The organism is Variovorax sp. LjRoot130 (assembly GCF_964253755.1).
GTDB lineage: Bacteria > Pseudomonadota > Gammaproteobacteria > Burkholderiales > Burkholderiaceae_C > Variovorax.
On record NZ_CAXURM020000002.1, the window covers coordinates 573,732 to 597,667 of the forward strand.

Below are 23,936 nucleotides of genomic sequence, written 5' to 3' on the forward strand. Positions count from 1 at the left end.
AAGTCAGAAATCGAGTCAAGAAGGGGCAAGAGCAGCATGAAATCGACCATGATGCCGGTGCAGCTCAGCACCAATCTGATCCTCGAGCGCGCGGGCACTTATTTCGGCGACCAGAGTGCGCTCGGCCGCTTGCCCGACAAGTCCACCTACCGACGCAGCTATGCGGAGATCTACCGGCGTGCCCGTCAGCTCGCACAGGCCTTGCGGGACAAGGCCGGGATCGCGAGGGGCGAGGCTGTCGCCACGATGAGCTGGAACCATGCCTGGCACCTGGAGTGCTACTTCGGCATCCCGGCAGCCGGCGCCGTGCTGCACACGCTCAACCTGCGGCTGTCCCCCGAGGACATCGCCTACATCATGGACGACGCTGGCGATCGCGTGCTCGTCATCGACGACGTGTTGCTGCCGATCTGGGAGCGTGTCCGACCTTTGCTGAAGGATCCGCCGCGCGCCATCGTCGTGCCCTTTAGCGGTACGCCGCTGGCCGAGGGCATGGAAAGCTACGAAGACTTCATCGCCGGCGACGCCGCCGGCTACCAGTACCCGGAGCAGGACGAGAACGAAGCCGTAGGCATGTGCTACACCTCGGGCACCACCGGGCGGCCCAAGGGTGTGGTGTATTCGCACCGCTCGATGGTGCTCCACGCCATCACCGGCTGCATTCCCGACCTGTTCTCGCTGTCGGCGCGCGACCGGGTGATGATGGTCACGCCCATGTTCCATGCCAACGCATGGGCCGTGCCCTTCTCGGCCATGATGGTCGGTGCGAACCAGATCCTGCCCGGCCCACACCTTGGCGGTGAAGACCTGCTCGACCTGATGGAAGAAGGGCAGGCCACCATGGCCCTTGGCGTGCCGACCATCTGGATGATGATTTACCAGGCGCTCGAGCAGCCAACCCGTCAGCGCAACCTGGTCAAGGGCATGCGCATGCTGATCGGCGGCGCGGCGGTGCCGCAGTCGATGATCGCCAACTTTGGGCGATACGACATGCACATCGTGCAAGGTTGGGGCATGACCGAGACCTCGCCGATGGGCAGCTTCCCGATCATGAAGCCGGAGCATGCCTTGCTGTCGGAGGAGAAGCAACACGCCATCCGCGCGATGCAGGGTGTGGCTGCGCCCATGGTCGAGATGCGCATCGTCGATGAAGTCGATGGTGTGCAGCCATGGGACGGCAAGGCCGCCGGCGAGGTGCAAGTGCGTGGGCCATGGATCACGGGCAGCTACCACGCGACGCCCAATGACCCTGGCAAGTTCACCGCCGACGGCTGGCTGCGCACCGGCGACGTGGGCACCATCGACGCACATGGCTACATGCACCTGGTTGACCGCAGGAAGGACCTCATCAAGTCGGGCGGTGAATGGATCAGTTCGGTCGACCTCGAAAATCTTGTGATGGGCCATCCTGGCGTGGCAGAAGCTGCGGTGGTGGCGATTCAGCATCCGAAGTGGGGCGAGCGTCCACTGGTGGTGGTCGTGAAGCGCCCGGGAGCGGAGGTCGATGCGGCGGCGTTGCGCGATTTTCTGAGGCCAAAACTCGCGCGCTTCCAGCTGCCGGATGACTTTGAGTGGGTCGATGCAATTCCCAAGACCGCGACGGGCAAATTCCTGAAAACACGCATGCGCGAGATGTACCGCGACCGCGTGTCGGTGTCGCCGAGCTGACGACGCTTCGGGGGATCACGCCCAGTGGTCGCGCCAGCGCGAACACTGGGGCCGGCTGTGGGTATCGAGTTTGGCCCAGAGCAGAAAGTCGATCGTGTTGCCATCGCGGTCGACCGCGGATTTGTTCCTCTCGCAAATCGCATTCCGCCAGAGCAGAATCTTGTGCGGCACCCAGGATCTCTGGTCGCGAGCCCAAAGGTGAACTCGATCTGCCAGCACGCAATCGAAACGATCTGGAGAACCAGCATGCCGAAACCGAAGATCCTGACCTATATCGACGCCGGAACTTTCGACGGAACGTCACGTGTGATGAGGACGATCGCACAGCAGCTTCCTCCCGCCGCATACGAGATCCGAGCAGTCATCGCGGACGACCTCAAGCATGACACGGCGCTCTTCGAGGACACCGTTCTGTTTGTCATGCCGGGCGGTGCTGACCTTCCTTTTTGCGAAGCGTTGAACGGTGCCCCCAACCAGCGCATTCGGCGGTTCGTCGAGGAAGGTGGCGTCTACCTCGGCATCTGCGCAGGCGCGTACTACGCCTGCAGGGAACTCGCGTTCCATGCCGGAACCGATGGTGCGATCTGCGGCGCACGCGAACTGAGGTTCGTGGATGCCGTCGCAGTGGGCTCGCTGCCCCAACTCACCGGGGGTGTCTCCTACGACGCAACGCCGAGGAGCGCTGCAGCGGCTGAAATTCGGACGACAGATCGACTGACTGCCGCCCCAGTGACCCTTTACGCGCACTACCACGGCGGCTGCCGCTTCGATCTCGGCGACGCGACGAGCGATGTAGCGCAGATCCTGGCCGTGTACACGGGCATCGAGGGCGCTCCGCCCGCCATCGTGAGCTCACGTGTGGGCAACGGGAGCGCGATCCTGACGGGTGTCCACTTGGAGATGTCGGAGCGGGAGTGCAAGGACGCACTGTGTGGACACTGCGACATGGCTGCACACATGCACGTGTGCCACAAGCTTGCAGAGACCGGAAAGGCGCGATTGGAGGTTTTCCGGCAGCTGCTTGTTCACGCCGGGCTCAGGCTGCGCTGACCGTTCAAGGCGTCCAATACCAGACCGCAGAGTTGGTGAGAAAGGTCTCCCACATCGCGTGCGGCTTGCTGGGATCATCGTCGTCGTAGAGGCGGGCAAGATGCCATTGGGCCTCGATCCGCTCTCTCGATGAGTCGCCGAAGCCATCCTGCTCACCCTGGGCCAGGTAGCGACCGGCAAAGCTTGCCAGCGAGGCATGCTGCTCCGATTGATTCTTCCAGAGCACCGTGAATCCGATGAGAGCGCCGTCTGTCATTCCGTGCGCGTCGAACCACGCTTCAGGGCTAGGCTTCCCCACCTTGGTCTGGTAGCGGCCGGTGAAGTGGGCATCTGGCCCGATGGAAAGAATCTCGAGTCCGCCTCCGTTGCGGCCGAGCCATCGTCCAATACGGATTGTCATGGTGTCTCCTTTGCGTTGCGTGGATCGGAAGTCGTTGCACCGATACTTCTTACCGGTCGCGATCAAGCAGTTCCATGCGTCATACCCGATCTGTCGCCTCCATCCAAGGTGAGCAATGCCCCTGACGTAACCGCGACGGGCGTACGATGATTTTGCGCCGTTGAAGTCCTAGGGCGCCTTGACACCGGCCTCCGCTGCGAGCCGATGGATGAGCGCCACGACCCTTTCCTGGGCATCCTTGCTGACCGGCAACAACGAAGCCCGTTGGACCGCTTCATCGAACTTCACGATGCCCGACGCAAGCAGCGCACGATTGAAATTCCGGTCTTTCTCTCGGTTCGCAACGCATTTGGCCAAGAAGAGGTCAAGGGGGTCCAAGCAGAGTCCGACCTTGCCGTTCGTATTCTGATTCTGAACGCGCACGAGGCGCTCGCGCCACCCGATAGGCAGCTTCGAGGTGCTCGAATCGACACCCTGGGCGTAGTAGCCGTACGTTTCATGGAACAGGGAGCCCTCTCCGAGATTGCCATCGACAAGGTCCGATAGCCGCTTCTCATCGTTCATCGGCAGCACGTCTGCCTCGGCCGACATCGTGCAGACCTCAGGCGGGTGCGCAATCGAGCCCAGAATGGACTGGCTTCCGACGATGATGATCTCGTACTCGTTGGTGACATCAGCCGCCGCGCGGATGATGTGCTCCAAGTCAGCCTTCTGCACTGCTCAGCTCTTTGAGGCCTCGAACCTTGGCGATGATGTCAAGGCGGACATCCTGCGGAAGCACCGTCGACAGCGGTGAGGCTTGACGCAGCTCACGGGCTTCTTCTGAAGTCGCCAACGCCAGGTCCCATCGACGTCCGGCAAGAATTTCGCGCCACTTCGTCCACAGCGGCATGGTCCGCGCATCGCCCTTGGCCATCCACTTTTCGAGCGTGGCTTCAGCGCGCCCCGCGAGCGAAGGGTCGTTGGTGATGCGCCGTACCGCTTCTTGGTGCATGAGCCAGCTCTGATAGTCCTGTGCGATGTGATTGCTGGCGGGCGATGCGGGCCTGCGGTCCGGCTCATCGGTTGCAACCAACGCCAAATCAGCAGCCGCCCCCAGGGCAGCGAGCACTCTCAAATAGGTGCCCATCGTTGGGGATGCGGCCCCAGACTCGACTGCGTGGAGCGTCGAGCGCGAGATTCCTGCGGCTTGAGCGAGCTCAACTGCCGATATGCGCTTGGCCTTTCGTATCAGGCGCAGGCGCTCACCGAGCTGGCGCAGCAGCTGGTTTTGAAGCGAACTTTCAAGAGTTGACCGAGCAGGCATGTCGTGCATTTTAGCCAAAACGGCCTATTTTGTCTACAATGTAGGACGTTTCCTTGCCATCGCGGTCGAAGGTCGAGAGCCCGACTTCGAGAGGCCAAGCTTGAAGCGTTGCTCTGACGGGCGAATGTCGGTGTGGCAACGCGCGCACGCGCCGCCATAGTAAGTGGCGGTAGCCATGAATATGCTGCAGCCGTGAAAGTGGCAGCGAAAGGATCAGAAGGATCAAGCAAAGAAGCGACTGCGTGAACCGATCAAAGAGAGGCTCGATGCTGAATTCCGACCGTCTCTGACCAAGATTGGAGTGAACCCCTGAAGCTGGACCACCGGGGTGCATCGTCGCAGCTGCATGCTGGGCTCATGGGAGGTGGCCGTGGTGGGATCTCCACCTGAGCCTGGGGCGCGCGCCAGGCACTGTGGCCGAACAGGCGCTCAAGCGCATTGCAGCGCTCTATGCGGTCGAGTAGTCCTCCTGAGCGGAGTCGTCATTTAGCGGTAGCTATCGCTCGCGGGAACCGCCTCAGAATGCGACGTTCTCGGCACCTTTGAGCGAAAGGATCTCGCGCGCCTGCCCTGGTGTGGCGATCTGGAGGCCAAGCCCTTCCAGAATCTCCCGCACCTTGTGTACCTGTTGGGCATTCGACTCGGCCAGTTTTCCCGGCCCGATCCACAGGCTGTCCTCCAGCCCGACGCGAACATTCCCGCCCATGGACGCAGCCATGGCCGCCACCTTCATCTGATTGCGGCCCGCTCCAAGCACCGACCATCGGTAGTCGTCGCCGAACAGGCGGTCCGCCGTGCGCTTCATGTGCATGACGTCGTCCGGGTGCGCACCGATGCCGCCGAGGATGCCGAAGACCGTCTGGACGAAGAAGGGCGGCTTGACGAGCCCGCGATCGATGAAGTGAGCGAGGTTGTAGAGGTGCGAGGTGTCGTAGCACTCGAACTCGTAGCGCGTGCCGCTGGCGGAAAGCTCCGAGAGCGCGGTCTGGATGTCGCCGTAGGTATTGCGGAAGATCAGGTCCTTGCTGCCCTCGAGATAGGGGCGCTCCCAGTCGTGCTTGAACTCCTTGAATCGCTCCAGCATCGGGAACAGGCCGAAGTTCATCGAACCCATGTTCATCGAGGCCACCTCCGGGCGCAGTTCGACGGCGGGGCGAATGCGTTCCTGCACGGGCATGTAGGGCGATCCGCCGGTGGTGAGGTTGATCACCGCGTCGCACTCGCTCTTGATGCGCCCCAGAAAGGGCGTGAAGGCCTCGGGGCGCTGGTCCGGCTTGCCGGTCACCGGGTCGCGCGCGTGCAAATGGATGATGGCTGCGCCCGCCTTTGCCGCCGCGATCGAAGACTCTGCGATCTCCTCCGGCGTCACCGGCAGGTGCGGCGACATCGAAGGCGTGTGGATCGCGCCCGTCACAGCGCAACTGATGATGACGACCTTTTGCTGGTGCATGCATTGCTCCTTTGTGTTGCTGTAAAGTACTATACGCTAGAGTACGATATGGCGACAATGCCGGAGAACTCGGAGACAAGCGCATGCTGACACCGCAAGATGACCTCATCGGGCACCAGCTCCCGACCACCTTCGACCAGATCGACAACAGCGATCCGGCGTGGATGGAGCGGCTCTGGTACACCGGCCACCCCTCGCCGGCGGGAGACCTCATCTTCGACATCGGCCTCGGCTATCACCCCAACCGGAACGTGATGGATGCGTTCGCCGGCGTCGCCCTGCCGGGGCGGCAATGGAACTTCCGTGCATCGCGCCACCTGCGACCCGATCCGCTGACCACGCGCGTCGGTCCGCTGGAGATCCAGGTGGTCGAAGGCCTGCGCAGGCATCGCCTGACCCTGGGCAGCAACGCGTCGGGGATTCGCTTCGAGCTGGAGTTCATCGGGACGATGAACCCGCACGAGGAGAAGGCGCACCTGCGCCGCCGCGACGGACGCATCACCGAGAACATGGCGCGTGCGCAGCAGCTCGGGCGCTATGAAGGCTGGATCGAATTCGACGGGCGGCGCGTCGAACTGGACGGTGCACAGTGGCTCGGGCAGCGTGACCATTCATGGGGGGTGCGCGCCGAGATGCGCACGGACGAAAGCCATCCTCCGCTGACCTTCTATCCGCCGTTCTTCTACGCCTGGACCACCGCGCAGTTCAAGGACCGTGGCCTGCATGTCTTCTTCAAGGAGCGCGCGCCCGGCGAGAAGATCTATTTGTCCGGTGAAGAGGTGTTCACGCTGGGCGGCAAGGTGTCGTCGCGCAACCAGCTGGTGGACGTGCGTCACGAGGTCCGGTGGTTCGACGATCCGCACGGCCAGAGCGTCGAGTCCGCCGTGTTCCATCTGCGTTTTGCAGATGGTCGAGAGCGGCCGATCACGATCCGTACCCTGCCCACGCGCTACTTCCTCAAGGGCGGACTCTACGGCGGGCTCAACGGCTGGTTCCAGGGCGATGACCGCGGCAAGGCCTACGCCGAAGCCGATCAGTGGGATCTGAGCGACCCCGCCACGCGCCAGTTGGTACGCACGCTGGGCGACCAGGTGATCGAGGTGCGCGACGGCGACGAGGTCGGCTGGGGCATCATGGAATACGGCGTCGGCAAGGACTACGCGCTCTACAAGGCTGTGCAGAAGCATCCGCCGATCTAGGTAGCAGCATCGCGGTGCTTGCTCAGCATCGCGCCAGCGGCCGCCTGGAGCTCCCCGGTACTGCGGCACAGGATCTGCGTCCGGTTCTCCAGCTCCATCGCGGCCTGCAGGCTCGACGCCTCGGCGTTGGCCCACATCCCGCGCTTGGTCATCCAGACGCCGAAGGCGCTGTTGGCGACGATGAGCGATGCGATCTCGCAGACGCGCGCCATCAGCTGCCCGTCATCCGCGACCTCGCTCACCAAGCCGATGCGGTCCGCCTCTTCGGCCTTCACCATGCGGCCGGTCAGCATCATCTCGAACGCGCGCGACAGGCCGATGCATCGCGGCAGCAGCCAGCTCACACCCATGTCGCAACTCGACATGCCGACGCGCACGAAAGCCGAATTGAACCGGGCCGACGAGCCGGCGATCCGGATGTCGCAGGCCAGGGCAATGCCCAGACCGGCGCCGCTGGCAGCGCCGTTGACGGCGGCGATGACCGGTTGGGGCAGGGCGCGCAGGCGCTGGATCAATCCCGCGAACGCCTCCTGGCGCCGCATCCAGAGCGCGGTCTCCTCAGGCCCGTTGCCCGGCGCATCGCCGGCCGACGCCAGATCGAAGCCGGCACAGAAGCCGCGTCCCGAACCGCTAATCACGAGCACCCTGCAGCGGGTGTCCGCGCCGACCGAGTCGAGCAGCCGGCCTGCGTCGGCCACCATCGCATCGCTGAGCGCATTGAGTTTTGCGGGCCGGTGGAGCCGCAGAAGGCTGACGCCGTCGGCCAGCGTCTCGAGCCGAACATCAGGCATAGATCGCCTCGATCACGTCCGCATACTTCTCGCCAACGCTCTTGCGCCTCACCTTCATCGTGGCGGTGACTTCGCCATCGTCGTGGTCCAGCTCCTTGGTCAGCAGATGGAACTTGCGCACCTGCTGCACCTGCGGCATGCGCGCATTGACGGCGTCGACCTCCTTCTGGATCAGGGCCTGGACCTGCGCCTGTTCGACCAGATGCCTGAAGGTGGTGTAGGCCAGGCCGTTCTCCTCCGCCCACTTGCCCACGCCTTCGAAGTCGATCTGGATCAGGGCCGACACGAAGCGCCGACGGTCCGCCACCACGATCGCTTCGCGGATGTAGGGCGAGAAGCGCAGCGCGTTCTCGATCTCCGACGGTGTGATGTTCTTGCCGCCGGCGGTGATCATGATGTCCTTCTTGCGATCGACGATGCGCAGCTCCTGGCCCGCCGGACCGTCGACCCAGCGGGCCACGTCGCCCGAATGCAGCCAGCCTTCGGCGTCGACGGCCTCCAGCGTGGCGGCGTCGTTTCGGAAGTAGCCGCGAAAGACGACGTCGCCACGGATCAGGATCTCGCCGTCGTCGGCGAGCTTCACCTCGACGCCCGGATAGGGCACGCCGACCGTGCCGACCGGCGATGCGTCGGTGGTCTGCATCGTCGTGGCACCCGAAGCCTCGGTCAATCCGTAGGCCTCGCGGATCGGCACGCCCAGCGTCCGGAAGAACTGAAGGATGTCCGGCGCGATAGGGGCGCCCGACGAGATGGCAATGCGGCAACGGCGCAGCCCGACGAAGTTGAGCAGCGCGCGCAGGATCACGACATACCAGAACGCCCAGAGCACGCGCTGGCCGAAGCGCCACGTCGAACGCGGCGCCGACCCGAAGCCGGCCAACGAGCGCATGGCCCGCTCGTAGAGCGCGAGCCGCAGGCCGCCGGCCTCCCGAAGCTTGAACTGGATGGAGGCGTGGAACTTCTCCCAGATGCGCGGCACGCCGAAAAACACCTGCGGGGACAGCTCGCGCAGGTCTTCCTGCACCGTGCGCAGGCTCTCGGCGAAGTTCACCACGGCGCCGGTCGCCATCGGCACATGGATCGAGAACATCTGCTCGGCCACGTGGCACAGCGGAAGGTAGGAGACCAGCGCGTCCTCGGGCCGGCAGCGCAGCGCAGTGTTGAGTCCGCGCGCGGCGCAGCCGAGGCCGCGCCAGCTCATCATCGCGGCCTTGGGCCGGCCGGTCGACCCGGAGGTGAAGACGATCAGGCCGATGTCGTCGAGCTTTAGCTTGGCAAGACTGTCGGCGATCAACCCAGGTTGTTCCTTCTGGAGCCGCTGGCCCAGCGCCAGCACGTGCTCGAAATCATGGATGCCGTTGCGGTCGTAGTGCCTCAGGCCGCGCGGGTCCATCACGACGATGGCTCGCAGGAAGGTCAGGTTGTGCCGGATGGAGAGAACCTTGTCGAGCTGCTCCTGGTCCTCGCAGACGATGACCGGCGCTTCGGAGAGTGCCAGCAGGTACTCGACCTCCGGGGCCGGCGAGGTGGGATAGACGCCGGCCGCGATGCAGCCGACCAGCGCGACGCCGAGCTGCGCGAACACCCATTCGCGGCAGTTCTCGCCGAGGATCGCCACGTTCTCGCCGCGCTGCAATCCGAGCGCGAGCAGTCCGAGCCCGAAATGGCTGGCGGTGTCGGCGAAGGCCGCCCAGCTCACCGGCTGCCACACGCCGCCTTCCTTCTGGCGCAGCGCGACCGCATCGGGCTTTTGCTGCGCCCACTGCATCAGCTGAGCGGGCAGGGTGAGCTGCTCCATGCCTGCGGTGACCGTGCTCATCGCGCCTCCCTCATGAGAGCCAGCGTTTTCGCCGCTTGTAGTGTTTGGTCTCGCGGAAGCTGACGCGCTCCTGGCCATCGTCGCTGCTTCCCAGGTAGAAGCGTTGTACATCGGGATCGCCAAGCAGCACCTCCTTTGCACCGTTGATGACGATGCGGCCGTTTTCCATGATGTAGCCGTAGTCGGCCACGCCGAGCGCGACGCGCGCGTTCTGCTCCACCAGCAGCATCGCGACGCCTTGCTCGCGGTTGATGCGCGCGATGATGCCGAAGATGTCCTGCACCACCAGCGGCGCCAGCCCGAGAGAGGGCTCGTCGAGCAGGATCAGCCTTGGCTGGCCGACCAGCGCGCGGCCGATGGCGAGCATCTGCTGCTCGCCGCCCGACAGGTAGCCCGCCAACTGCTTGCGGCGCTCCTTCAGGCGCGGGAAGTAGTCGTACACCATCTCGGTGTCGGGCTTCGCGTTGGACCGGCCGGTCAGCGCGTTGGCCGCGGCGACCAGGTTCTCGTCGACGGTGAGTTCGCCGAAGACATGCCGGCCCTCGCGCACGTGTGCGAGCCCGCGCCGCGGCAACTGATGAGGCGCCCAGCGCGCGATGTCCTCGCCGAAGAAGTGGATGCTGCCGCTCGCGACGCGTCCGTTCTCGAGCGGCAGGATGCCGGATGCCGCCTTCAGTGTCGTCGTCTTGCCGGCGCCGTTGGAGCCGAGCAGGGCGACGATCTGCCGGTCGGGCACGTCGATCGACAGGCCGCGCAGCGCCTGGATGCTGTGGTGATAGACCACCTCGACGTTGGATACCGTCAAGGCGGCGCTGCCGGCGCAGTTCACGCCCTGATCCATCCGCTCGCAGGCTCCATCGTCTTTTTCACCGGGTCGTACCGATACATGCGGCCCGAGGGAATCTGATGCTTGCTGAGGTCGACAAGAAGCCCCGTCACGCCGCCCGAGTCCCAGTCTTTCATCGATTCCAATGCGGCCTTCATGTTGGGCAGCGTCAGCGGCTTGTTGGCCTTGATGCAGCGCTCTGCCACTTCCGCGAACACCATGCCCGATAGCCATGCGCTCACGTAGAACATCGAAATGTGCTTCATGTCGGGCCGGTTCTTGGCGGTGAACTCGCGGATCGTGTTGATCGTCGGCGAATCGGTCTCGTGGCCATAGCGGTAGGGTGCAACGCCGGTGAGGCTTTCGCCCATCGCGCCCAGCGCGTCGTACGCCGGCTTGTTCAAGCCCCATGCAGTTCCCATCACCTGGCTGTTCAGACCCGCTTCGCGCATCTGGCGAACGAACTCGGGTATCGGCGCCAGGATGTAGCCCTGGAAGATCACGATGTCGGGCCGGGCGCGGCGCAGCTTCGCCACCTCCGGGCCGACGTCGATACCGGCCTGCTTGGTCACGATCTCGGTGACGATCGGAAGACCGAGCTTCTCGGCCCGTGCCTTGCCGGCAGGAATGCCGTCGCGTCCGAACTCGGTGTCGGCATAGACGTAGGCGATCTTCGGCTTGTTGGCGGCGCCCTGCGACGTGCGCGCGATGTACTCCATGAGAATCTCGTGCATCGCGCCGTAGATCGGGCCCGGCACGAAGTGCTGCGGCATGTTCACCGGATCGGCCATCGAACTCGCGAGCGAGGTGGAGGAGGTCAGGATCGAATTGGAGGCGATGGCGTCCTGCGCCACCGCCTTGGCCCACTGGGTGCTGTCGCCGTAGAAGAACGAGGGCTTCTCCGCGGCCATGATCTTCTTGAAGATGGCGACCCCCTGGTCGAGCTTGAAGCCGCTGTCCTCGTACACGTAGCGCAGCTTGCGGCCGGCGACACCACCGGTGCTGTTCTTCCAGGCGATGAAGTCGTTCAGCCCGTAGTGCATGTCGGTGCCCGCGAACGAGAAGATGCCGGTGATCGGCTGGGAAGCGCCGATCACGATATCGCCCTTCGCCGCCTGCGCCCAGGCGGGGGACAAACCCAGCGCGCCAAGCGCCGTGGCGGCGCCCAGCGATTGGATGACTTGGCGCCTGCGAATGTCTGTCATGTCGGTCTCCTTTTGTGACGTGCCGGGTCGGCGGATGGTTCAGGTCTTGAAAGGCCACACGTGGAAAGTGCGGCGCACCCGCGCCCACACGGCCGAGAGCCCACGCGGCTCGAAGATCAGGAAGACGATGATCAGCACGCCGAAGACGATCTGGCCCATCGGCAGCAGCAGGGCGGCAATGCCCGGGAACCATTGCGAGCTCACATGGGATGTCAGGCGCAGCAGCTCGGGCACGAAGGTCATGAACATCGCGCCCAGGATGCTGCCCAGCACGGTGCTGCCGCCGACGATGATGGCGGCGAGATAGAAGATCGACAGCGTGAGCACGAAGTACTCGGGCGTGATGGAGCCGTAGAAGTAGCCCAGCAAGCCGCCCGCGACGCCCGCGTAGAAGGCGCCGAGCGCGAAGGCCAGGAGCTTGGTGCGCAGCAGGCTCACGCCGAGGATCTCGGCCGAGATGTCGCGGTCGCGCACCGCGATGAAGGCGCGGCCGATGTGCGTGCGCGAGAGGTTGCGCACCGCCAGCGCCATCAGGAAGGCGCAGCCGAAGATCAGGTAGAAGTTGGCGCGATCGCCGACCAATTCGAAGCCGAAGAGGCGCGCGCGCGGGATCGACGTGCCCGGCACGCCGCCGGTCACCGGCTCCCATTCGCGGAAGATGAAGGTCAGGATGAAGTGTGCGGCCAGCGTGGCGATGGCCAGGTAGAGCCCCTTGACGCGCAGGCTCGGCAGCCCCACGAGCACGCCGATGAGCGCCGCCAGCAGCCCGGCCGCCGGCAGTGCGACGAAGAAGGGAATGCCGTGCTTCGCGAGCCAGGCCACGGTGTAGCAGCCCACGCCCATGAAGGCGGCATGCGCGAGCGAGATCTGGCCCGTGCTGCCGGTCGTGATGTTCAGGCCCAGCGTGGCGATGACGTGGATGCCGATGATGCAGCTCATCGCCAGCACGTAGTCGCTGCCGTAGAGAGGCAGCGCGAACAGCGCCACCGTGAAGGCCAGCATCCAGCGGCGCGCGGTGGAGGAGTCCCACAGCTGCTCCTCGGCGGCAAAGTTCTCGTGAAAGACGCCGGTGCGCATGGTCAGAGCCTTTCGATCGTGCGGGTGCCGAAGATGCCGTAGGGACGCACGACCAGGATGGCCAGCACCACGACGTAGGGCACGACGTCGCGCGCCTTGCCGCCGAGGTAGCCGGCGGTCACCGCATCGATCCAGCCGATGATCAGGCTGGCGACGATGGCGCCGAGGATGCTGTCCAGCCCGCCGAGGATGATCACCGCGAAGGCGCTCAGGGCCGTTGCGGCCAGCAGGGGCGAGAGATTGGCCGAGGAGGCGATGAGAACGCCGGCCACCGTGCCGACCACGCCCGACAGCACCCAGGTCAAACGCTGCGCGAAGCGGATGTTGATGCCCAGAGTGCAGGCCGTGACGGGGTCGCTCGCCGTCGCGCGCATCGCGATGCCGGTCTTCGAATAGCGGAAGAAGAGGATGAAGGCGATGATCAGCGCCGCGGCGACCGCGAAGTTGCCGATCGCGGTGCCCGGGATCATCACCTCGCTGAAGTTCAGCGGGCGGCGCGGAAGCAGCGGCGGCACGGAGTAGGTGTCGCTGCCCCAGAAGGACTCGACCACGCCGTGGATGATGCTGGCCATGCCGATCGTGGCCATCAGCACCGACACCGCCGACTGGCCGGCCAGCGGCCGCAGCACCAGCCGCTCGATCAGCACCGCGAGCAGCGCGATCAGGAGCAGCGACAGCACGAAGGCCGGCACCGGCGAGAGGCCGAAGATCACGTTGCCCGTGTAGTAGAGGTAGGCCCCCAGCATCATGACCTCGCCGACCGCGAAGTTGACGACACCGGTGCCCTTGTAGACCAGCACGAAGCTCAGCGCGATCAGCGCCAGCACGCCGCCCGACAGCAGGCCGATCAGGCTGTATTCCAGCAGCTCGTAGAGGGCGGGTGCGTTCATGCGATCGCCTCTTCGGCCTCTTCGGCTTCGGCGCCGAGGTAGGCCCGGATCACCTCGGGGTGCCGGCGCACCTCGGCGGGCGACCCGCTGGCGATGACCTCGCCGAAGTTCAGTACCACCACGTGGCTGGAGATGTCCATCACCATGCCCATGTCGTGTTCCACCAGCAGCACTGTCACGCCCCAGTCCTCCTGCACGTCGAGGATGAAGCGCGCCATGTCTTCCGTCTCCTCGCGGTTCATGCCCGCGACGGGCTCGTCGAGCAGCAGCACGCGCGGCCGCATCGCCAGCGCGCGCGCCAGCTCGACGCGCTTCTGCAGGCCGTAGGAGAGAGCGTCGACCGGCTTGTGGCGGATGTGGTCGATCTCGAGGAAGTCGATCACCCGGCGTTCGATCTCCGCGCGCAGCGCCAGCTCTTCCTGCTGCGCGCTTCTCGCATAGAGCAGGCTCGACATCAGGCCCGAGCGCATCAGGTGGTGGCCGCCCAGCTTGATGTTCTCGAGCACGCTGAGGCCGTGGAACAGCGCGATGTTCTGGAAGGTGCGCGCCAGCCCGAGGCCGGCGCGGCCGTAGACCGGCGTGTCGGTGATGTCGTCGCTGCCCAGCAGCACGCGGCCGGAGGCGGGGCGGTAGAAGCCCGAGATGGTGTTGAAGACGCTGGTCTTGCCGGCGCCGTTGGGCCCGATCACGGCCGTGATCTCTCCCGCCCGGGCCGCGAAGGAAACGCCGCGCAGCGCACGGATGCCGCCGAAACGCAGTTCGACCTGTTCGACCGAAAGAGAGAGGCCGCCCCAATCAGAGGGGCGCTGGCCTTCGGGGGGCTCGGAGCTCATGGCGTGCGTGTCCTTGCTGCAGTGTCGCGAATATTCGTACACTACTGCACAATAAGGATACGCACATAAGGAATTTCCCTGTGTGCCGGTGCCGGCGAGCCGGGACTCAGGCTTCGATCGGCTCCTGCAGATAGGACAGCAGGTTGCGCTTCATCGTGTCGAGCGTCTTGGCCGTGGTCTCGAGCTGGGTTTCGGGAAGGCCCGCCAGGATCTGCTGGTTGAGCTGGTGGCTGACCTTGCGCATGCGATTGATGAGCTGCTTGCTCTTGGGCTCGAGAAAGACGCGGTTGACACGGCGGTCGCTGGCATCGGCGTCGCGGCGTACCAGCCCCGACTTCTGGAGGCGATCGATCAGGCCGCCGATGGCGACCTTGCCCAGGTCGAGTTCTTCGGCGAGCTGCGACTGCGTCATGCCGTCTTGCCGCGACAGATAGGCCAGGACCCACCACTGGGATCGGGTGACGTTCAGCGGCTTCAGGCAGCGGTCGAAAGCGCTGCGCCGCAGGCGCGACGCGTCGTGGATCAGAAACCCGAGCCTGAGCTCCCAGTCGGTGCTTGTTGTCGGTTCAGCGGCCATGTGCTCTCCTTGGACGATTCATTACTATACGCATGCGAACATTTTATGACCGCGCCTCGCGTGCCCTCAACCGGGCGCCTCGATCCGGATCAGCCGCTTGCCCAGGTTCTCGCCGCGGTAGAGCCCCGCGATCGCATCGGGCGCCTGCTCGATGCCTTCCAGGATTTCCTCCTGGTACTGGAGCCGGCCTTCGCGCAGCCATTGCGCCAGCTCGCGGCGCGCGATGTCGCCGTGTTCGGGATGATCGAAGATGACGAAGCCCCGCATGGACGCGCGTTTGACGAGCAGGTGCCGCTCCACGCGCGGTCCTAGCGGCGGCGGATCCCAGCTCGCCACCGAGGCGGTGCCGCAGATCACGACCCGGGCGTCGACGTTCAGGCGCTCCATCACGGCGTCGCTGATCGCGCCGGCCGTGTTGTCATAGTAGACGTCGACGCCGTCGGGGCAGGCGGCCGCAAGCTGCGGGGCGAGCGCGCCGGCCTTGTAGTCGACGGCCGCGTCGTAGCCGAACAGCCCGGTGCACAAGGCGCTCTTCTGCGCGCCGCCAGCGATTCCGACGCTGCGGCAACCCTTGATCTTCGCGATCTGCCCCACGCAGGAGCCGACGGCGCCCGCCGCGGTCGACACGACCACCGTCTCGCCGGGCTTTGGCCGGCCGATCTCGAGCAATCCGTAGTGCGCCGTGACCCCGTTGATGCCCAGCACCCCGAGCGAGGTGGACAAGGGCAGGCCGTCGTCCTCCACCTTGCGCTGGATCGCCGCGCCGTCGATCGCCGCATAGTCCTGCCAGCCGAACATGCCGGTGACGTATTCGCCGGGCTGGAAGCCGGGATGCCGGGAGGCCTCCACGCGCCCCGTGGCGAAAGAACGCATCACCGCGCCGACGGCCACCGGCTCCGAATAGTTGCCGACGGCATTGACCCAGCCGCGCATCGCGGGCTCGACCGACAGGTAGATGTTGCGCACCAGCACCTGGCCGTCGTGCACCGGCGGCAGATCGGCTTCGACGATCTCGAAGTGTTCGGCCTGCGGCACGCCCTGGGGTCTTGATTTCAGCCGCACCTGGCGGTTTATAGCGAGGGGCATTTTCTGTCTCCGATCAAGGTTCCTACCGAGTTGCAACGCAAAGGGATTTGTTATAGTACACATGCGTACCATGTACATGCGCATGCTACGCCACTGCATATTGTGAGGGGAAATACCGATGGCAGGTCTTTGGTTCGAGGAGTTCCGCGTCGAGCAGGTGTTCGCGCACGAAATACGCCGCACCGTCACCGAAGCCGACAACGTGTGGTTCTGTGGCGCGACCTACAACCCGGCAGCGATCCACATCGATGCCGAGTACTGCAAGAACACCGAGTTCGGCCGCCCGCTGATGAACAGCATCTTCACGCTCGGGCTGGTCATCGGCCTGTCGGTGCAGGACACGACACTGGGCACCACGGTCGCCAACCTCGGCATGACCGACGTGCGTTTTCCTTCTCCCGTGTTTGCAGGCGACACGATCCGCTCGACCACGACGGTGCTGGAAGTGCGCGACAGCAAATCGCGGCCCAACGCGGGCATCGTCACCTTCCTGCACCAGGGCTTCAACCAGAAGGGGCAGGAGGTCTCGACCTGCAAGCGCCAGGCCCTGATGCTGCGAAAGGTCCCTGCATGAGGCTGCGTTCGATGCTCTTCGTGCCGGCCGACAGCGAGCGAAAGCTCGCCAAGGCGACGGGCAGCGCGGCCGACGTGCTGATCCTCGACCTGGAGGACGCGGTCGCCGCGGCGCAGAAGCCGGCGGCGCGCGCCGCGGCGTCGAGCTTCATTGCCAAGGAGGCCGGGCGCCTGTCGTCACGTCTCTTTGTCCGCATCAACCCGCTGGATTCGGGGCTGGCGCTGGAGGATCTCGCGGCCGTTGTGATGCCGGGCCTGGCCGGCATCATGCTTCCGAAGACCTTCAGCGCGGCCGACGTGCTGCGCCTGGGCCACTACCTCGATGCGCTGGAGGCGCGCTGCGGCATGCCGGGCGGCGAGGTGCGCATCGTGCCGGTGGCAACGGAGACCGCGCAGGCGATGCTGACCATGGCTTCCTTCGTGCCCGGCATCCCGCGCCTGGCCGGCATCACCTGGGGTGCCGAAGACCTGTCGGCCGCGATCGGCGCCGTCTCGAACCGCGAGGTCGACGGCGGCCTGTCGCCGCTCTACGTGATGGCCAATTCGCTGTGTCTTTGCGCGGCCGCTGCTGCGGGCGTCGCCGCCATCGACACGCTGCACGCCGACTTCCGCGACGCGGCGGGTCTCGCGGCTTCGTGCGCCACCGCGCGTCGCCGCGGCTTTCGCGGAAAGATCGCGATCCATCCCGACCAGGTCGACATCATCAATGCGGCCTTCACGCCGTCCGAGGCCGAGCTGGCTGCCGCGCAGAGGGTGGTGGATGCCTTCGCGGCGCAACCCGATGCTGGAACGCTCAGCATCGACGGGGTGATGGTCGACATGCCCCACCTGAAGCAGGCCCGGCGCACGCTGGGCCTCGGCGACTAGACGAGAAACGGAGAACCGGCATGGATTTTTCGATCACCGAGGATCATCGCGCGATCCGCGACGGCGTCGGCGCGGTCGTGCGTTCGTTCGACGACGAATACTGGCTCGCGCGCGACGACGACGGCGAGTTCCCGCGCGAGTTCCATCAGGCGATGGCCAAGGCCGGGTGGCTCGGCATCACCATGCCGCCCGAGTACGGCGGCGCCGGACTGGGCGTCACCGAGGCCGTCATCATGCTGCACGAGGTGGCGAGCCACGGCGGCGGCATGGCGGCGGCCTCGACGGTGCATATCAACCTGTTCGGGCCGCATCCAATCGTGGTGTTCGGCACGCCCGAGCAGCGCGCGCGCTGGCTGCCGGCGCTGGTCGAGGGACGCGACCAGTGCTGCTTCGGTTTCACCGAGCCCGACGCGGGGCTCAACACCACCGCGATCAAGACCTTTGCACAAAAGGTGGAGGGCGGCTACCTCGTCCACGGCCAGAAAGTGTGGACCTCGACCGCGCAGGTCGCCAACAAGATCATGCTGCTCACGCGCACCACCAGGCTCGAGGACTGCGCGCGGCCGACCGATGGCATCACCATCTTCTACACCGAGCTCGATCGCAGCAAGATCGAGGTGCGCCGCATTCCGAAGATGGGACGCAAGGCCGTCGATTCCAACGCGATCTTCATCGACGGCCTGTTCATCCCCGATTCCGATCGCATCGGGGAGGAGGGCAAGGGTTTCGGCTACATCCTGCACAGCCTGAATCCCGAGCGGCTGCTGGTCGCGGCCGAGGCCATCGCGATCGGCCAGGATGCCCTGCGCCGCGCGACGCGCTATGCGCGCGAGCGCGTGGTGTTCGGACGTCCCATCGGCCAGAACCAGGGCATTCAGCATCCGCTGGCCGAGCGCTGGATGGCACTGGAGGCTGCATGGTGCATGGTGATGAAAGGCGCCTGGCTCTACGACCAGCACCTTCCCTGCGGCGCCGAGGCCAACAGTGCCAAGTTTCTCGGCGCGCGTGCAGGCTACGAGGCGGCGATGCAATCCGTGCTCACGCACGGCGGCTTCGGCTACGCCAAGGAGTACCACGTCGAGCGATTGCTGCGCGAGGTGGTGGTGACACGCATTGCGCCCATCACCGAGCAGCTGATCCTGTCCTTCATCGCCGAGAAGGTGCTGGACCTGCCCAAGTCGTATTGACGCACTGAAAACGGAGCTCATCGTGATCAAGAGAGAACTATTCCAGCAGGAACACGAGGCCTTCCGCGACACCGTGCGGCGCTTCATCGACAAGGAGATCGCACCGCACCACGCCGACTGGGAAAGAGATGGCGTCGTGCCGCGCGAGCTGTGGCGCAAGGCGGGCGAGGCGGGCCTCTTGTGCTGCACGATTCCCGAGGAGTACGGCGGCCTTGGTGCCGACTACCTGTTCGACGTGGTGGTGTTCGAGGAGATCGGCGCTGCCGGTTACACCGGCCCAGGCTTCCTGATCCATTGCGACCTGGTCGCCACCTACATCAAGTCCTTCGGCACCGAGGCGCAGAAGAAGCACTGGTTGCCGAAGATGGTGGCGGGAGAGGCCATCGGCTCACTGGGCATGACCGAGCCACACGCCGGCTCCGACCTCAAGGCCATCCGCACCAAGGCCGTTCGCGACGGCGACGACTACCTGATCAACGGGCAAAAGGTCTTCATTTCCAACGGCCAGATGTGCGATGTGCTCGTGCTCGCCACCAAGACCGATTCGGCGGCCGGCGCCAAGGGCATTACGCTGTTCCTGGTCGACACCAGCCTGCCGGGCTTCCGCCGCGGCAAGAACCTCGACAAGCTGGGCATGAAGGCACAGGACACCTCCGAACTGTTCTTCGACGACCTGCGCGTGCCGGCCTCCGCGATGCTGGGCGAGGAGGGCAAGGGCTTCGAACTGATGATGACCAAGCTCGCGCAGGAACGGCTTGCCCAGGCGATCCGTTCGGCGGCGGTGGCCGAGCGGGTGATCGAGTACACGGTCCAGTACACCGGCGAGCGCAAGGCCTTCGGCAGGACCATCGGCGACTTCCAGAACACCCAGTTCAAGCTGGCGGAGCTCGCCACCGACACGGCCGTGGGCCGCCAGTTCACCGACAAGTGCATCCAGCTTTTCATGGAAGGCAGGCTCGACCCCATCGATGCCGCGATGGCCAAGATGTTCCTGAGCAACCTGCACTGCCGCGTGGTCGACGAGTGCCTGCAGCTCTTCGGCGGCTGGGGCTATATGTGGGAATACCCGATTGCCCGCGCCTACGCCGATGCCCGTATCGTCAAGATTGCCGGCGGCTCGATCGAGATCATGAAACACATCATTGGGCGCAACCTCTTTGCCGGCTTCCGGCCGCGCCACGGCGAACGCGAAGGCGTGGTCGGCGTGAATCCGACCTGACAGGAGACATGCAAGTGACGGACGCCATTTCGAACGACCCCTTCCGGCCCGACGTGCTGAGCGGCAAGCGCATCCTCATCACCGGCGGCGGCACGGGTCTGGGCAAGGAGCTGGCGCGCGCCTTCGTCGCACACGGTGCGGCCGTGCACGTGTGCGGCAGGCGGCAAGGCGTGCTCGACGAGGCCGTGGCCGAGCTCGCCGGTTTCGCAGCGCATGGCGGCTCGATCGCATCGCATGTCTGCGATGTGCGCGACGCTTCGCAGATCGACGCCATGGTCGAGAGGATCTGGCAGGGCGGTGCGCTGACCGGCCTGGTCAACAACGCCGCGGCGAACTTCATTGCGCCGTCCACCGAGATCAGTCCGCGCGGCTTCGAGGCCGTTCGCTCGACCGTGATGGACGGCGCGCTCCATTCCACCCTGGCCTGCGGCCGGCGCTGGATCGCGCAGGGCCTGCCCGGCTCGGTGGTCAGCATGCTCGTGACCTGGGTATGGACCGGCTCGGCCTACGTGCTCCCTTCGGTGATGGCCAAGACCGCCGTGCATGCGATGACGATGTCGCTCGCGGTCGAGTGGGGGCGCCACCGCATCCGCGTGAACGCTGTGGCGCCGGGGCCGTTCCCGACCGAAAGTGCGTGGGAGAAGCTGGCGCCGATCCCGAAGGCGAATGTGGGCGCCGCATCGTCCGAGCAGGTGCCGATGGGGCGCTTCGGCAGGATGAGCGAGCTGCAGCACCTGCTGACCTTCCTGCAGGCCGACGGCTGCGAATACCTCACCGGGCAGAACATCGCCATCGACGGCGGCCATCACCTGGCCGCGCCCAGCACCTTTGCGGAGCTTGGCAAGCTCACGCCGGAAGACTGGGCCGAGGCCAAGGCGCTGGTGCGCGGCCGGGCCGAGGCCGAGAAGGCCCAGCGAAGCACCGGCGGCGCAGCATCATGAGCTTTGCGATCCTCCGGTGGGCCGGCCTGTTGGCCATCGGGCTCGCGCTGTCCACGCAGGCTGCTGCGCAGAAGTTTCCCTCCCGGCCGATCACGCTGCTCGCGCCCGCCGCGCCGGGCGGATCCACCGATGCGGTGTGTCGCGCGCTGGCTGATGCCGTCTCGCGCCAGCTCGGAACGCCGGTGGTGGTGGAGAACCGGCCCGGCGCCGGCGGCGCGTTGGCCACCGTTTCCCTGGCTTCCGCCAAGCCCGACGGCTACACCGCGGTGTTGATGCCGCTGGCGGTCTTTCGCATCGCCTTCATGCAGAAGACCAGCTTCGACCCCTTGCGCGACATCGCGTACGTCGTCGGGCTGGGTGGCTTCGTTTTCGGCGTGGCGGTGCCGGCTGACGCGCCGTACCGGACGCTTAGCGACTTGCTGGCCTACGGCAAGAGCCACCCGGGCGCGTTGAGCTACGGCCATTCCGGCATCGGCACCACGCCTCATCTGGCGATGGAGGAGCTCGCTGCGAAGTCCGGCGTTCCGCTCACGGCGGTCGCCTACAAAGGGTCGATCGAGGCCTTGGGCGCACTGCTCGGCAAGCAGGTATCGATGATGGCTGGCACCACGGAGTTCGCACCGCATGTGGAGGCCGGAAAACTGCGCGTGCTGGCCACGATGGGCGCCCAGCGCGCCAAGGCCTTTCCCGACGTGCCGACGCTGCGCGAGGCCGGCGTGGACATTGTCAACGAGTCGCCCTTCGGCATCGGCGTGCCGCGCGGCACCGACCCGGCAGTGGTCAAAATCCTGCACGATGCCTTCAAGGCCGCGCTGGAAGATCCGAAAGTGCTGGCCGCCTTCGACCGCTACATGCTGCCGGTGATCTACATGAACTCGCAGGACTATGAGGCCTTTGCGCGGCGCACCGTCACGACCGAGCGCGAGATGCTCGGACGCCTCGGCCTGCTGCGCAAGGACTGAGCGGCCATGGGTCCGACGGACTTGCGTCGATGCGCGACGCGTGCGCCCGATCACCCGGCCGTGGTGTGCGGTGATGCACGGCTTTCCTATGCCGAGCTGGAGGCGATGGCGAACCGGTATGCACGTGTGCTTGCGGATAAGGGTCTGCGTCGCGGCGATCACGTCGCCAGCCTGATTGGCAACCGGCTGGAGGCGCTGGCCCTGGCCTGGGGCGCGTACCGCTGCGGTCTTTATCTCACACCGATGCCGACAACGCTGGCCGTGGGCGAGGCGGCGTACATGGTCCGGAATGCCGAAGCCCGGCTCGTGGTCTTGGATGCGAGCCTCGGCGAACCGGCCGCACGGCTGGCCGATACGGTGGCGGGCGATGTCGAATGGCTTTCGATCGGCGGCGCGATCGCGAATTGCCAATCCCTCGAATCGTTGGCCGAGGCGCAGCCGCCCACAGCGCGAGACCACGAGCCGCCCGGCGCATTGATGGTCTACACCTCCGGCACCACGGGCGCGCCCAAGGGGGTGTGGCGGCCGCTGCCGCCGGAGGACTTCCAGGGCACACCGGCCTTCGCCGCCGACCTGCTGAAGCTGTTCGGCCTGGGCGAGCCGGGCGTGCGCTACCTCTCGACCGCGCCGCTCTACCACGCTGCGCCGCTGCGCTTCGCGCTGGCGGTGACGGCCGCGGGCGGCACGGTGCACGTGATGGAGCGCTTCGATGCCGCACTTGCCCTCGACATGCTCGAGCGCGAGGCCATCACGCACAGCCAGTGGGTGCCCGCCATGTTCCAGCGCATGCTGGCGTTGCCCGACTCGCGGCGCCGGGCGTTCTCGAGCCCTTCGCATCGTGTGGCCGTGCATGGCGCGGCGCCTTGCAGCGCGGCGCTCAAACGCCGGATGATCGCTTGGTGGGGGCCGATCCTGCTTGAGTACTACTCGGGCAGCGAAGGCGTGGGGCTCACGCTGATCGATTCGCAGGAGTCGTTGCGCAAGCCGGGTTCGGTGGGGCGATGCCACAAGGGCGAGATCCATGTGCTCGGCACCGATGGGCGCGAACTCCCGGCCGGCGAGACCGGCGTCATCCATTTCTCCGGGACCACGCCCTTCGCGTACTTCAATGAAGCTGCGAAGACTGCGGCGCGAACCAGCCCGCAGGGTTGGCAGACCTTCGGCGACGTCGGCCATGTCGATGCCGATGGCTACCTCTATCTCACCGACCGCCAGGACGACATGATCATTTCGGGCGGCGTGAACATCTACCCGCAGGAGATCGAGCAAGCCATCCTCGAGGTCCCTGGCGTGTGGGAGTGCGCGGTGGTCGGGATGAGCGACGAGCGCTTCGGCGAGCGTCCGATCGCCTTTGTCGTTCCCGACCGCAGCCGTTTGGCTGACCCGAAAGGGCTGGTGGCGGAGGTCGAGGCGCACAACCGCGAATGCCTGGGCAAGTTCAAGCAGCCGTCCGAAATCCGCATCGTCGAGCAGCTGCCGCGCTCGCCCACCGGCAAGCTTTTGCGACGGGTGCTGCGCGACGGGCTTTCTACTCCGCCTGCACGCTGAGCGGCATTCCCGGCAGCTGGAGCCCGGCATCGTCCTTGTCGAGCGGTGTGGGCGGCCCGATCTTGAACACGCCGCTGGCGCGCAGTACCGGCGTGCCGTCGACCGTGAGCAGGCCTTGGGAGAACAGCAGGTTGCGCGTGGTGCGCAGGATGTCGGCGCGTCCCTCGACCCAGTCGCCGAGCTTCGCGCCCGCCAGATAGTCGATCTGCAGGCTGATGGTCGGCAGGAAGCGGCGGCCGAGCGGGGTCTGGTACTGGGCGGCGGTCGATAGCAGGATGTCGGCCACTGTCGCCAACATGCCGCCGTGACAGGCATTCATCGGATTGACGTGGGGTGGGCCGACGCGAAAGCCGACGAGCAGATGGCCGCCGTGCCAGCGCGCGTGCAGGGGGCCGTTTCGGCTGGCGAAGTGGCCGCCGATGCTCACGGGTTCGAAGCCTTCGGGGAGCTCGTCCATGTTCT

At 65.8% G+C, this 23,936-nt stretch carries 24 protein-coding genes; 10 read left to right on the plus strand and 14 right to left on the minus strand.

The window, feature by feature from the left end; translation table 11 throughout:
- Window positions 1-36 precede the first annotated feature (36 nt).
- Window positions 37-1,668, plus strand: a complete 1,632-nt coding sequence (locus tag ACSQ86_RS32460) for a long-chain fatty acid--CoA ligase (RefSeq protein ID WP_436307076.1) — start codon at window positions 37-39, stop codon at window positions 1,666-1,668.
- Between the two features lie 246 nt (window positions 1,669-1,914).
- Window positions 1,915-2,718, plus strand: a complete 804-nt coding sequence (locus ACSQ86_RS32465; RefSeq protein ID WP_436307075.1) for a BPL-N domain-containing protein — start codon at window positions 1,915-1,917, stop codon at window positions 2,716-2,718.
- A gap of 4 nt (window positions 2,719-2,722) precedes the next feature.
- Here the strand turns inward: ACSQ86_RS32465 and ACSQ86_RS32470 are convergent, their stop codons facing one another.
- The 4 genes from ACSQ86_RS32470 to ACSQ86_RS32485 form a co-directional block, all read right to left on the minus strand.
- Window positions 2,723-3,118 (minus strand): avidin/streptavidin family protein, encoded by a 396-nt coding sequence (locus tag ACSQ86_RS32470; protein WP_436307074.1) that lies wholly within the window; start codon window positions 3,116-3,118, stop codon window positions 2,723-2,725.
- Between the two features lie 168 nt (window positions 3,119-3,286).
- Complete coding sequence (locus ACSQ86_RS32475) at window positions 3,287-3,820, minus strand: DUF6036 family nucleotidyltransferase (protein ID WP_436307073.1); 534 nt, start codon at window positions 3,818-3,820, stop codon at window positions 3,287-3,289.
- 1 nt (window position 3,821) lies between these two features.
- Window positions 3,822-4,433, minus strand: a complete 612-nt coding sequence (locus ACSQ86_RS32480; RefSeq protein WP_436310496.1) for a helix-turn-helix domain-containing protein — start codon at window positions 4,431-4,433, stop codon at window positions 3,822-3,824.
- Window positions 4,434-4,941: 508 nt separating this feature from the next.
- Window positions 4,942-5,874: a 3-keto-5-aminohexanoate cleavage protein gene (locus ACSQ86_RS32485; protein ID WP_436307071.1), complete on the minus strand. Its 933-nt coding sequence runs from the start codon at window positions 5,872-5,874 to the stop codon at window positions 4,942-4,944.
- An 83-nt stretch (window positions 5,875-5,957) separates the two neighbouring features.
- Here ACSQ86_RS32485 and ACSQ86_RS32490 point away from each other — a divergent pair, with 83 nt between their 5' ends.
- Window positions 5,958-7,073, plus strand: a complete 1,116-nt coding sequence (locus ACSQ86_RS32490; protein ID WP_436307070.1) for a hypothetical protein — start codon at window positions 5,958-5,960, stop codon at window positions 7,071-7,073.
- Here the strand turns inward: ACSQ86_RS32490 and ACSQ86_RS32495 are convergent.
- The 9 genes from ACSQ86_RS32495 to ACSQ86_RS32535 form a co-directional block, all read right to left on the minus strand.
- Complete coding sequence (locus ACSQ86_RS32495; RefSeq protein WP_436307069.1) at window positions 7,070-7,864, minus strand: enoyl-CoA hydratase/isomerase family protein; 795 nt, start codon at window positions 7,862-7,864, stop codon at window positions 7,070-7,072. The genes ACSQ86_RS32490 and ACSQ86_RS32495 overlap by 4 nt on opposite strands.
- Window positions 7,857-9,683 carry an AMP-dependent synthetase/ligase gene (locus ACSQ86_RS32500; protein ID WP_436310497.1) on the minus strand — a complete coding sequence of 609 codons (1,827 nt, stop codon included), beginning with the start codon at window positions 9,681-9,683 and terminating at the stop codon, window positions 7,857-7,859. Before ACSQ86_RS32500 ends, ACSQ86_RS32495 begins: the two co-directional genes overlap by 8 nt.
- Before the next feature lie 10 nt (window positions 9,684-9,693).
- Complete coding sequence (locus tag ACSQ86_RS32505) at window positions 9,694-10,524, minus strand: ABC transporter ATP-binding protein (RefSeq protein WP_436307067.1); 831 nt, start codon at window positions 10,522-10,524, stop codon at window positions 9,694-9,696.
- Window positions 10,509-11,714: an ABC transporter substrate-binding protein gene (locus tag ACSQ86_RS32510; RefSeq protein WP_436307066.1), complete on the minus strand. Its 1,206-nt coding sequence runs from the start codon at window positions 11,712-11,714 to the stop codon at window positions 10,509-10,511. Before ACSQ86_RS32510 ends, ACSQ86_RS32505 begins: the two co-directional genes overlap by 16 nt.
- 39 nt (window positions 11,715-11,753) lie before the next feature.
- Window positions 11,754-12,791 (minus strand): branched-chain amino acid ABC transporter permease, encoded by a 1,038-nt coding sequence (locus ACSQ86_RS32515; RefSeq protein ID WP_436307065.1) that lies wholly within the window; start codon window positions 12,789-12,791, stop codon window positions 11,754-11,756.
- A gap of 2 nt (window positions 12,792-12,793) precedes the next feature.
- Window positions 12,794-13,681, minus strand: coding sequence for a branched-chain amino acid ABC transporter permease (locus ACSQ86_RS32520; RefSeq protein WP_436310498.1), 888 nt, complete (start codon window positions 13,679-13,681; stop codon window positions 12,794-12,796).
- A complete protein-coding gene (locus ACSQ86_RS32525; RefSeq protein ID WP_436307063.1) occupies window positions 13,678-14,514 on the minus strand; it encodes an ABC transporter ATP-binding protein in 837 nt (278 codons plus the stop codon). Before ACSQ86_RS32525 ends, ACSQ86_RS32520 begins: the two co-directional genes overlap by 4 nt.
- A 106-nt stretch (window positions 14,515-14,620) precedes the next feature.
- Window positions 14,621-15,091: a MarR family winged helix-turn-helix transcriptional regulator gene (locus tag ACSQ86_RS32530; protein ID WP_436307062.1), complete on the minus strand. Its 471-nt coding sequence runs from the start codon at window positions 15,089-15,091 to the stop codon at window positions 14,621-14,623.
- A gap of 66 nt (window positions 15,092-15,157) precedes the next feature.
- On the minus strand, window positions 15,158-16,177 hold the full coding sequence (locus tag ACSQ86_RS32535; protein WP_436307061.1) for an NADP-dependent oxidoreductase: 1,020 nt from the start codon (window positions 16,175-16,177) through the stop codon (window positions 15,158-15,160).
- A gap of 118 nt (window positions 16,178-16,295) precedes the next feature.
- On the opposite strand from ACSQ86_RS32535, the gene ACSQ86_RS32540 reads away from it, so the two are divergent.
- From ACSQ86_RS32540 to ACSQ86_RS32570, 7 genes are read left to right on the plus strand one after another with little or no spacing between them, the layout of a single operon-like run.
- On the plus strand, window positions 16,296-16,751 hold the full coding sequence (locus ACSQ86_RS32540; RefSeq protein ID WP_436307060.1) for a MaoC family dehydratase: 456 nt from the start codon (window positions 16,296-16,298) through the stop codon (window positions 16,749-16,751).
- On the plus strand, window positions 16,748-17,617 hold the full coding sequence (locus ACSQ86_RS32545; protein WP_436310499.1) for an HpcH/HpaI aldolase/citrate lyase family protein: 870 nt from the start codon (window positions 16,748-16,750) through the stop codon (window positions 17,615-17,617). The genes ACSQ86_RS32540 and ACSQ86_RS32545 overlap by 4 nt, the downstream gene beginning before the upstream one ends.
- A gap of 20 nt (window positions 17,618-17,637) precedes the next feature.
- Window positions 17,638-18,804 (plus strand): acyl-CoA dehydrogenase family protein, encoded by a 1,167-nt coding sequence (locus tag ACSQ86_RS32550; RefSeq protein ID WP_436307058.1) that lies wholly within the window; start codon window positions 17,638-17,640, stop codon window positions 18,802-18,804.
- Between the two features lie 22 nt (window positions 18,805-18,826).
- Window positions 18,827-20,023, plus strand: coding sequence for an acyl-CoA dehydrogenase family protein (locus tag ACSQ86_RS32555; protein ID WP_436307057.1), 1,197 nt, complete (start codon window positions 18,827-18,829; stop codon window positions 20,021-20,023).
- An 8-nt stretch (window positions 20,024-20,031) separates the two neighbouring features.
- On the plus strand, window positions 20,032-20,964 hold the full coding sequence (locus ACSQ86_RS32560) for an SDR family oxidoreductase (protein WP_436307056.1): 933 nt from the start codon (window positions 20,032-20,034) through the stop codon (window positions 20,962-20,964).
- Window positions 20,961-21,926, plus strand: coding sequence for a Bug family tripartite tricarboxylate transporter substrate binding protein (locus ACSQ86_RS32565; RefSeq protein WP_436307055.1), 966 nt, complete (start codon window positions 20,961-20,963; stop codon window positions 21,924-21,926). Before ACSQ86_RS32560 ends, ACSQ86_RS32565 begins: the two co-directional genes overlap by 4 nt.
- A 6-nt stretch (window positions 21,927-21,932) precedes the next feature.
- Window positions 21,933-23,474, plus strand: coding sequence for an AMP-binding protein (locus ACSQ86_RS32570; protein ID WP_436310500.1), 1,542 nt, complete (start codon window positions 21,933-21,935; stop codon window positions 23,472-23,474).
- Here ACSQ86_RS32570 and ACSQ86_RS32575 read toward each other — a convergent pair.
- Window positions 23,455-23,931, minus strand: a complete 477-nt coding sequence (locus ACSQ86_RS32575; protein WP_436307053.1) for a PaaI family thioesterase — start codon at window positions 23,929-23,931, stop codon at window positions 23,455-23,457. The genes ACSQ86_RS32570 and ACSQ86_RS32575 overlap by 20 nt on opposite strands.
- Between the last annotated feature and the right edge of the window lie 5 nt (window positions 23,932-23,936).

What these genes read in the sequence shown, in the direction of transcription:
- ACSQ86_RS32565 (WP_436307055.1), top strand. Translation starts at nt 20,961, where the DNA reads ATGAGCTTTGCGATCCTCCGGTGGGCCGGCCTGTTGGCCATCGGGCTC.
- ACSQ86_RS32490 (WP_436307070.1), top strand. Translation starts at nt 5,958, where the DNA reads ATGCTGACACCGCAAGATGACCTCATCGGGCACCAGCTCCCGACCACC.
- ACSQ86_RS32530 (WP_436307062.1), bottom strand. Translation starts at nt 15,091, where the DNA reads ATGGCCGCTGAACCGACAACAAGCACCGACTGGGAGCTCAGGCTCGGG.
- ACSQ86_RS32575 (WP_436307053.1), bottom strand. Translation starts at nt 23,931, where the DNA reads ATGGACGAGCTCCCCGAAGGCTTCGAACCCGTGAGCATCGGCGGCCAC.
- ACSQ86_RS32500 (WP_436310497.1), bottom strand. Translation starts at nt 9,683, where the DNA reads ATGAGCACGGTCACCGCAGGCATGGAGCAGCTCACCCTGCCCGCTCAG.
- ACSQ86_RS32495 (WP_436307069.1), bottom strand. Translation starts at nt 7,864, where the DNA reads ATGCCTGATGTTCGGCTCGAGACGCTGGCCGACGGCGTCAGCCTTCTG.
- ACSQ86_RS32460 (WP_436307076.1), top strand. Translation starts at nt 37, where the DNA reads ATGAAATCGACCATGATGCCGGTGCAGCTCAGCACCAATCTGATCCTC.
- ACSQ86_RS32515 (WP_436307065.1), bottom strand. Translation starts at nt 12,791, where the DNA reads ATGCGCACCGGCGTCTTTCACGAGAACTTTGCCGCCGAGGAGCAGCTG.
- ACSQ86_RS32540 (WP_436307060.1), top strand. Translation starts at nt 16,296, where the DNA reads ATGGCAGGTCTTTGGTTCGAGGAGTTCCGCGTCGAGCAGGTGTTCGCG.
- ACSQ86_RS32550 (WP_436307058.1), top strand. Translation starts at nt 17,638, where the DNA reads ATGGATTTTTCGATCACCGAGGATCATCGCGCGATCCGCGACGGCGTC.
- ACSQ86_RS32570 (WP_436310500.1), top strand. Translation starts at nt 21,933, where the DNA reads ATGGGTCCGACGGACTTGCGTCGATGCGCGACGCGTGCGCCCGATCAC.
- ACSQ86_RS32520 (WP_436310498.1), bottom strand. Translation starts at nt 13,681, where the DNA reads ATGAACGCACCCGCCCTCTACGAGCTGCTGGAATACAGCCTGATCGGC.
- ACSQ86_RS32480 (WP_436310496.1), bottom strand. Translation starts at nt 4,433, where the DNA reads ATGCACGACATGCCTGCTCGGTCAACTCTTGAAAGTTCGCTTCAAAAC.
- ACSQ86_RS32525 (WP_436307063.1), bottom strand. Translation starts at nt 14,514, where the DNA reads ATGAGCTCCGAGCCCCCCGAAGGCCAGCGCCCCTCTGATTGGGGCGGC.
- ACSQ86_RS32560 (WP_436307056.1), top strand. Translation starts at nt 20,032, where the DNA reads ATGCAAGTGACGGACGCCATTTCGAACGACCCCTTCCGGCCCGACGTG.
- ACSQ86_RS32470 (WP_436307074.1), bottom strand. Translation starts at nt 3,118, where the DNA reads ATGACAATCCGTATTGGACGATGGCTCGGCCGCAACGGAGGCGGACTC.
- ACSQ86_RS32505 (WP_436307067.1), bottom strand. Translation starts at nt 10,524, where the DNA reads ATGGATCAGGGCGTGAACTGCGCCGGCAGCGCCGCCTTGACGGTATCC.
- ACSQ86_RS32485 (WP_436307071.1), bottom strand. Translation starts at nt 5,874, where the DNA reads ATGCACCAGCAAAAGGTCGTCATCATCAGTTGCGCTGTGACGGGCGCG.
- ACSQ86_RS32535 (WP_436307061.1), bottom strand. Translation starts at nt 16,177, where the DNA reads ATGCCCCTCGCTATAAACCGCCAGGTGCGGCTGAAATCAAGACCCCAG.
- ACSQ86_RS32465 (WP_436307075.1), top strand. Translation starts at nt 1,915, where the DNA reads ATGCCGAAACCGAAGATCCTGACCTATATCGACGCCGGAACTTTCGAC.
- ACSQ86_RS32510 (WP_436307066.1), bottom strand. Translation starts at nt 11,714, where the DNA reads ATGACAGACATTCGCAGGCGCCAAGTCATCCAATCGCTGGGCGCCGCC.
- ACSQ86_RS32545 (WP_436310499.1), top strand. Translation starts at nt 16,748, where the DNA reads ATGAGGCTGCGTTCGATGCTCTTCGTGCCGGCCGACAGCGAGCGAAAG.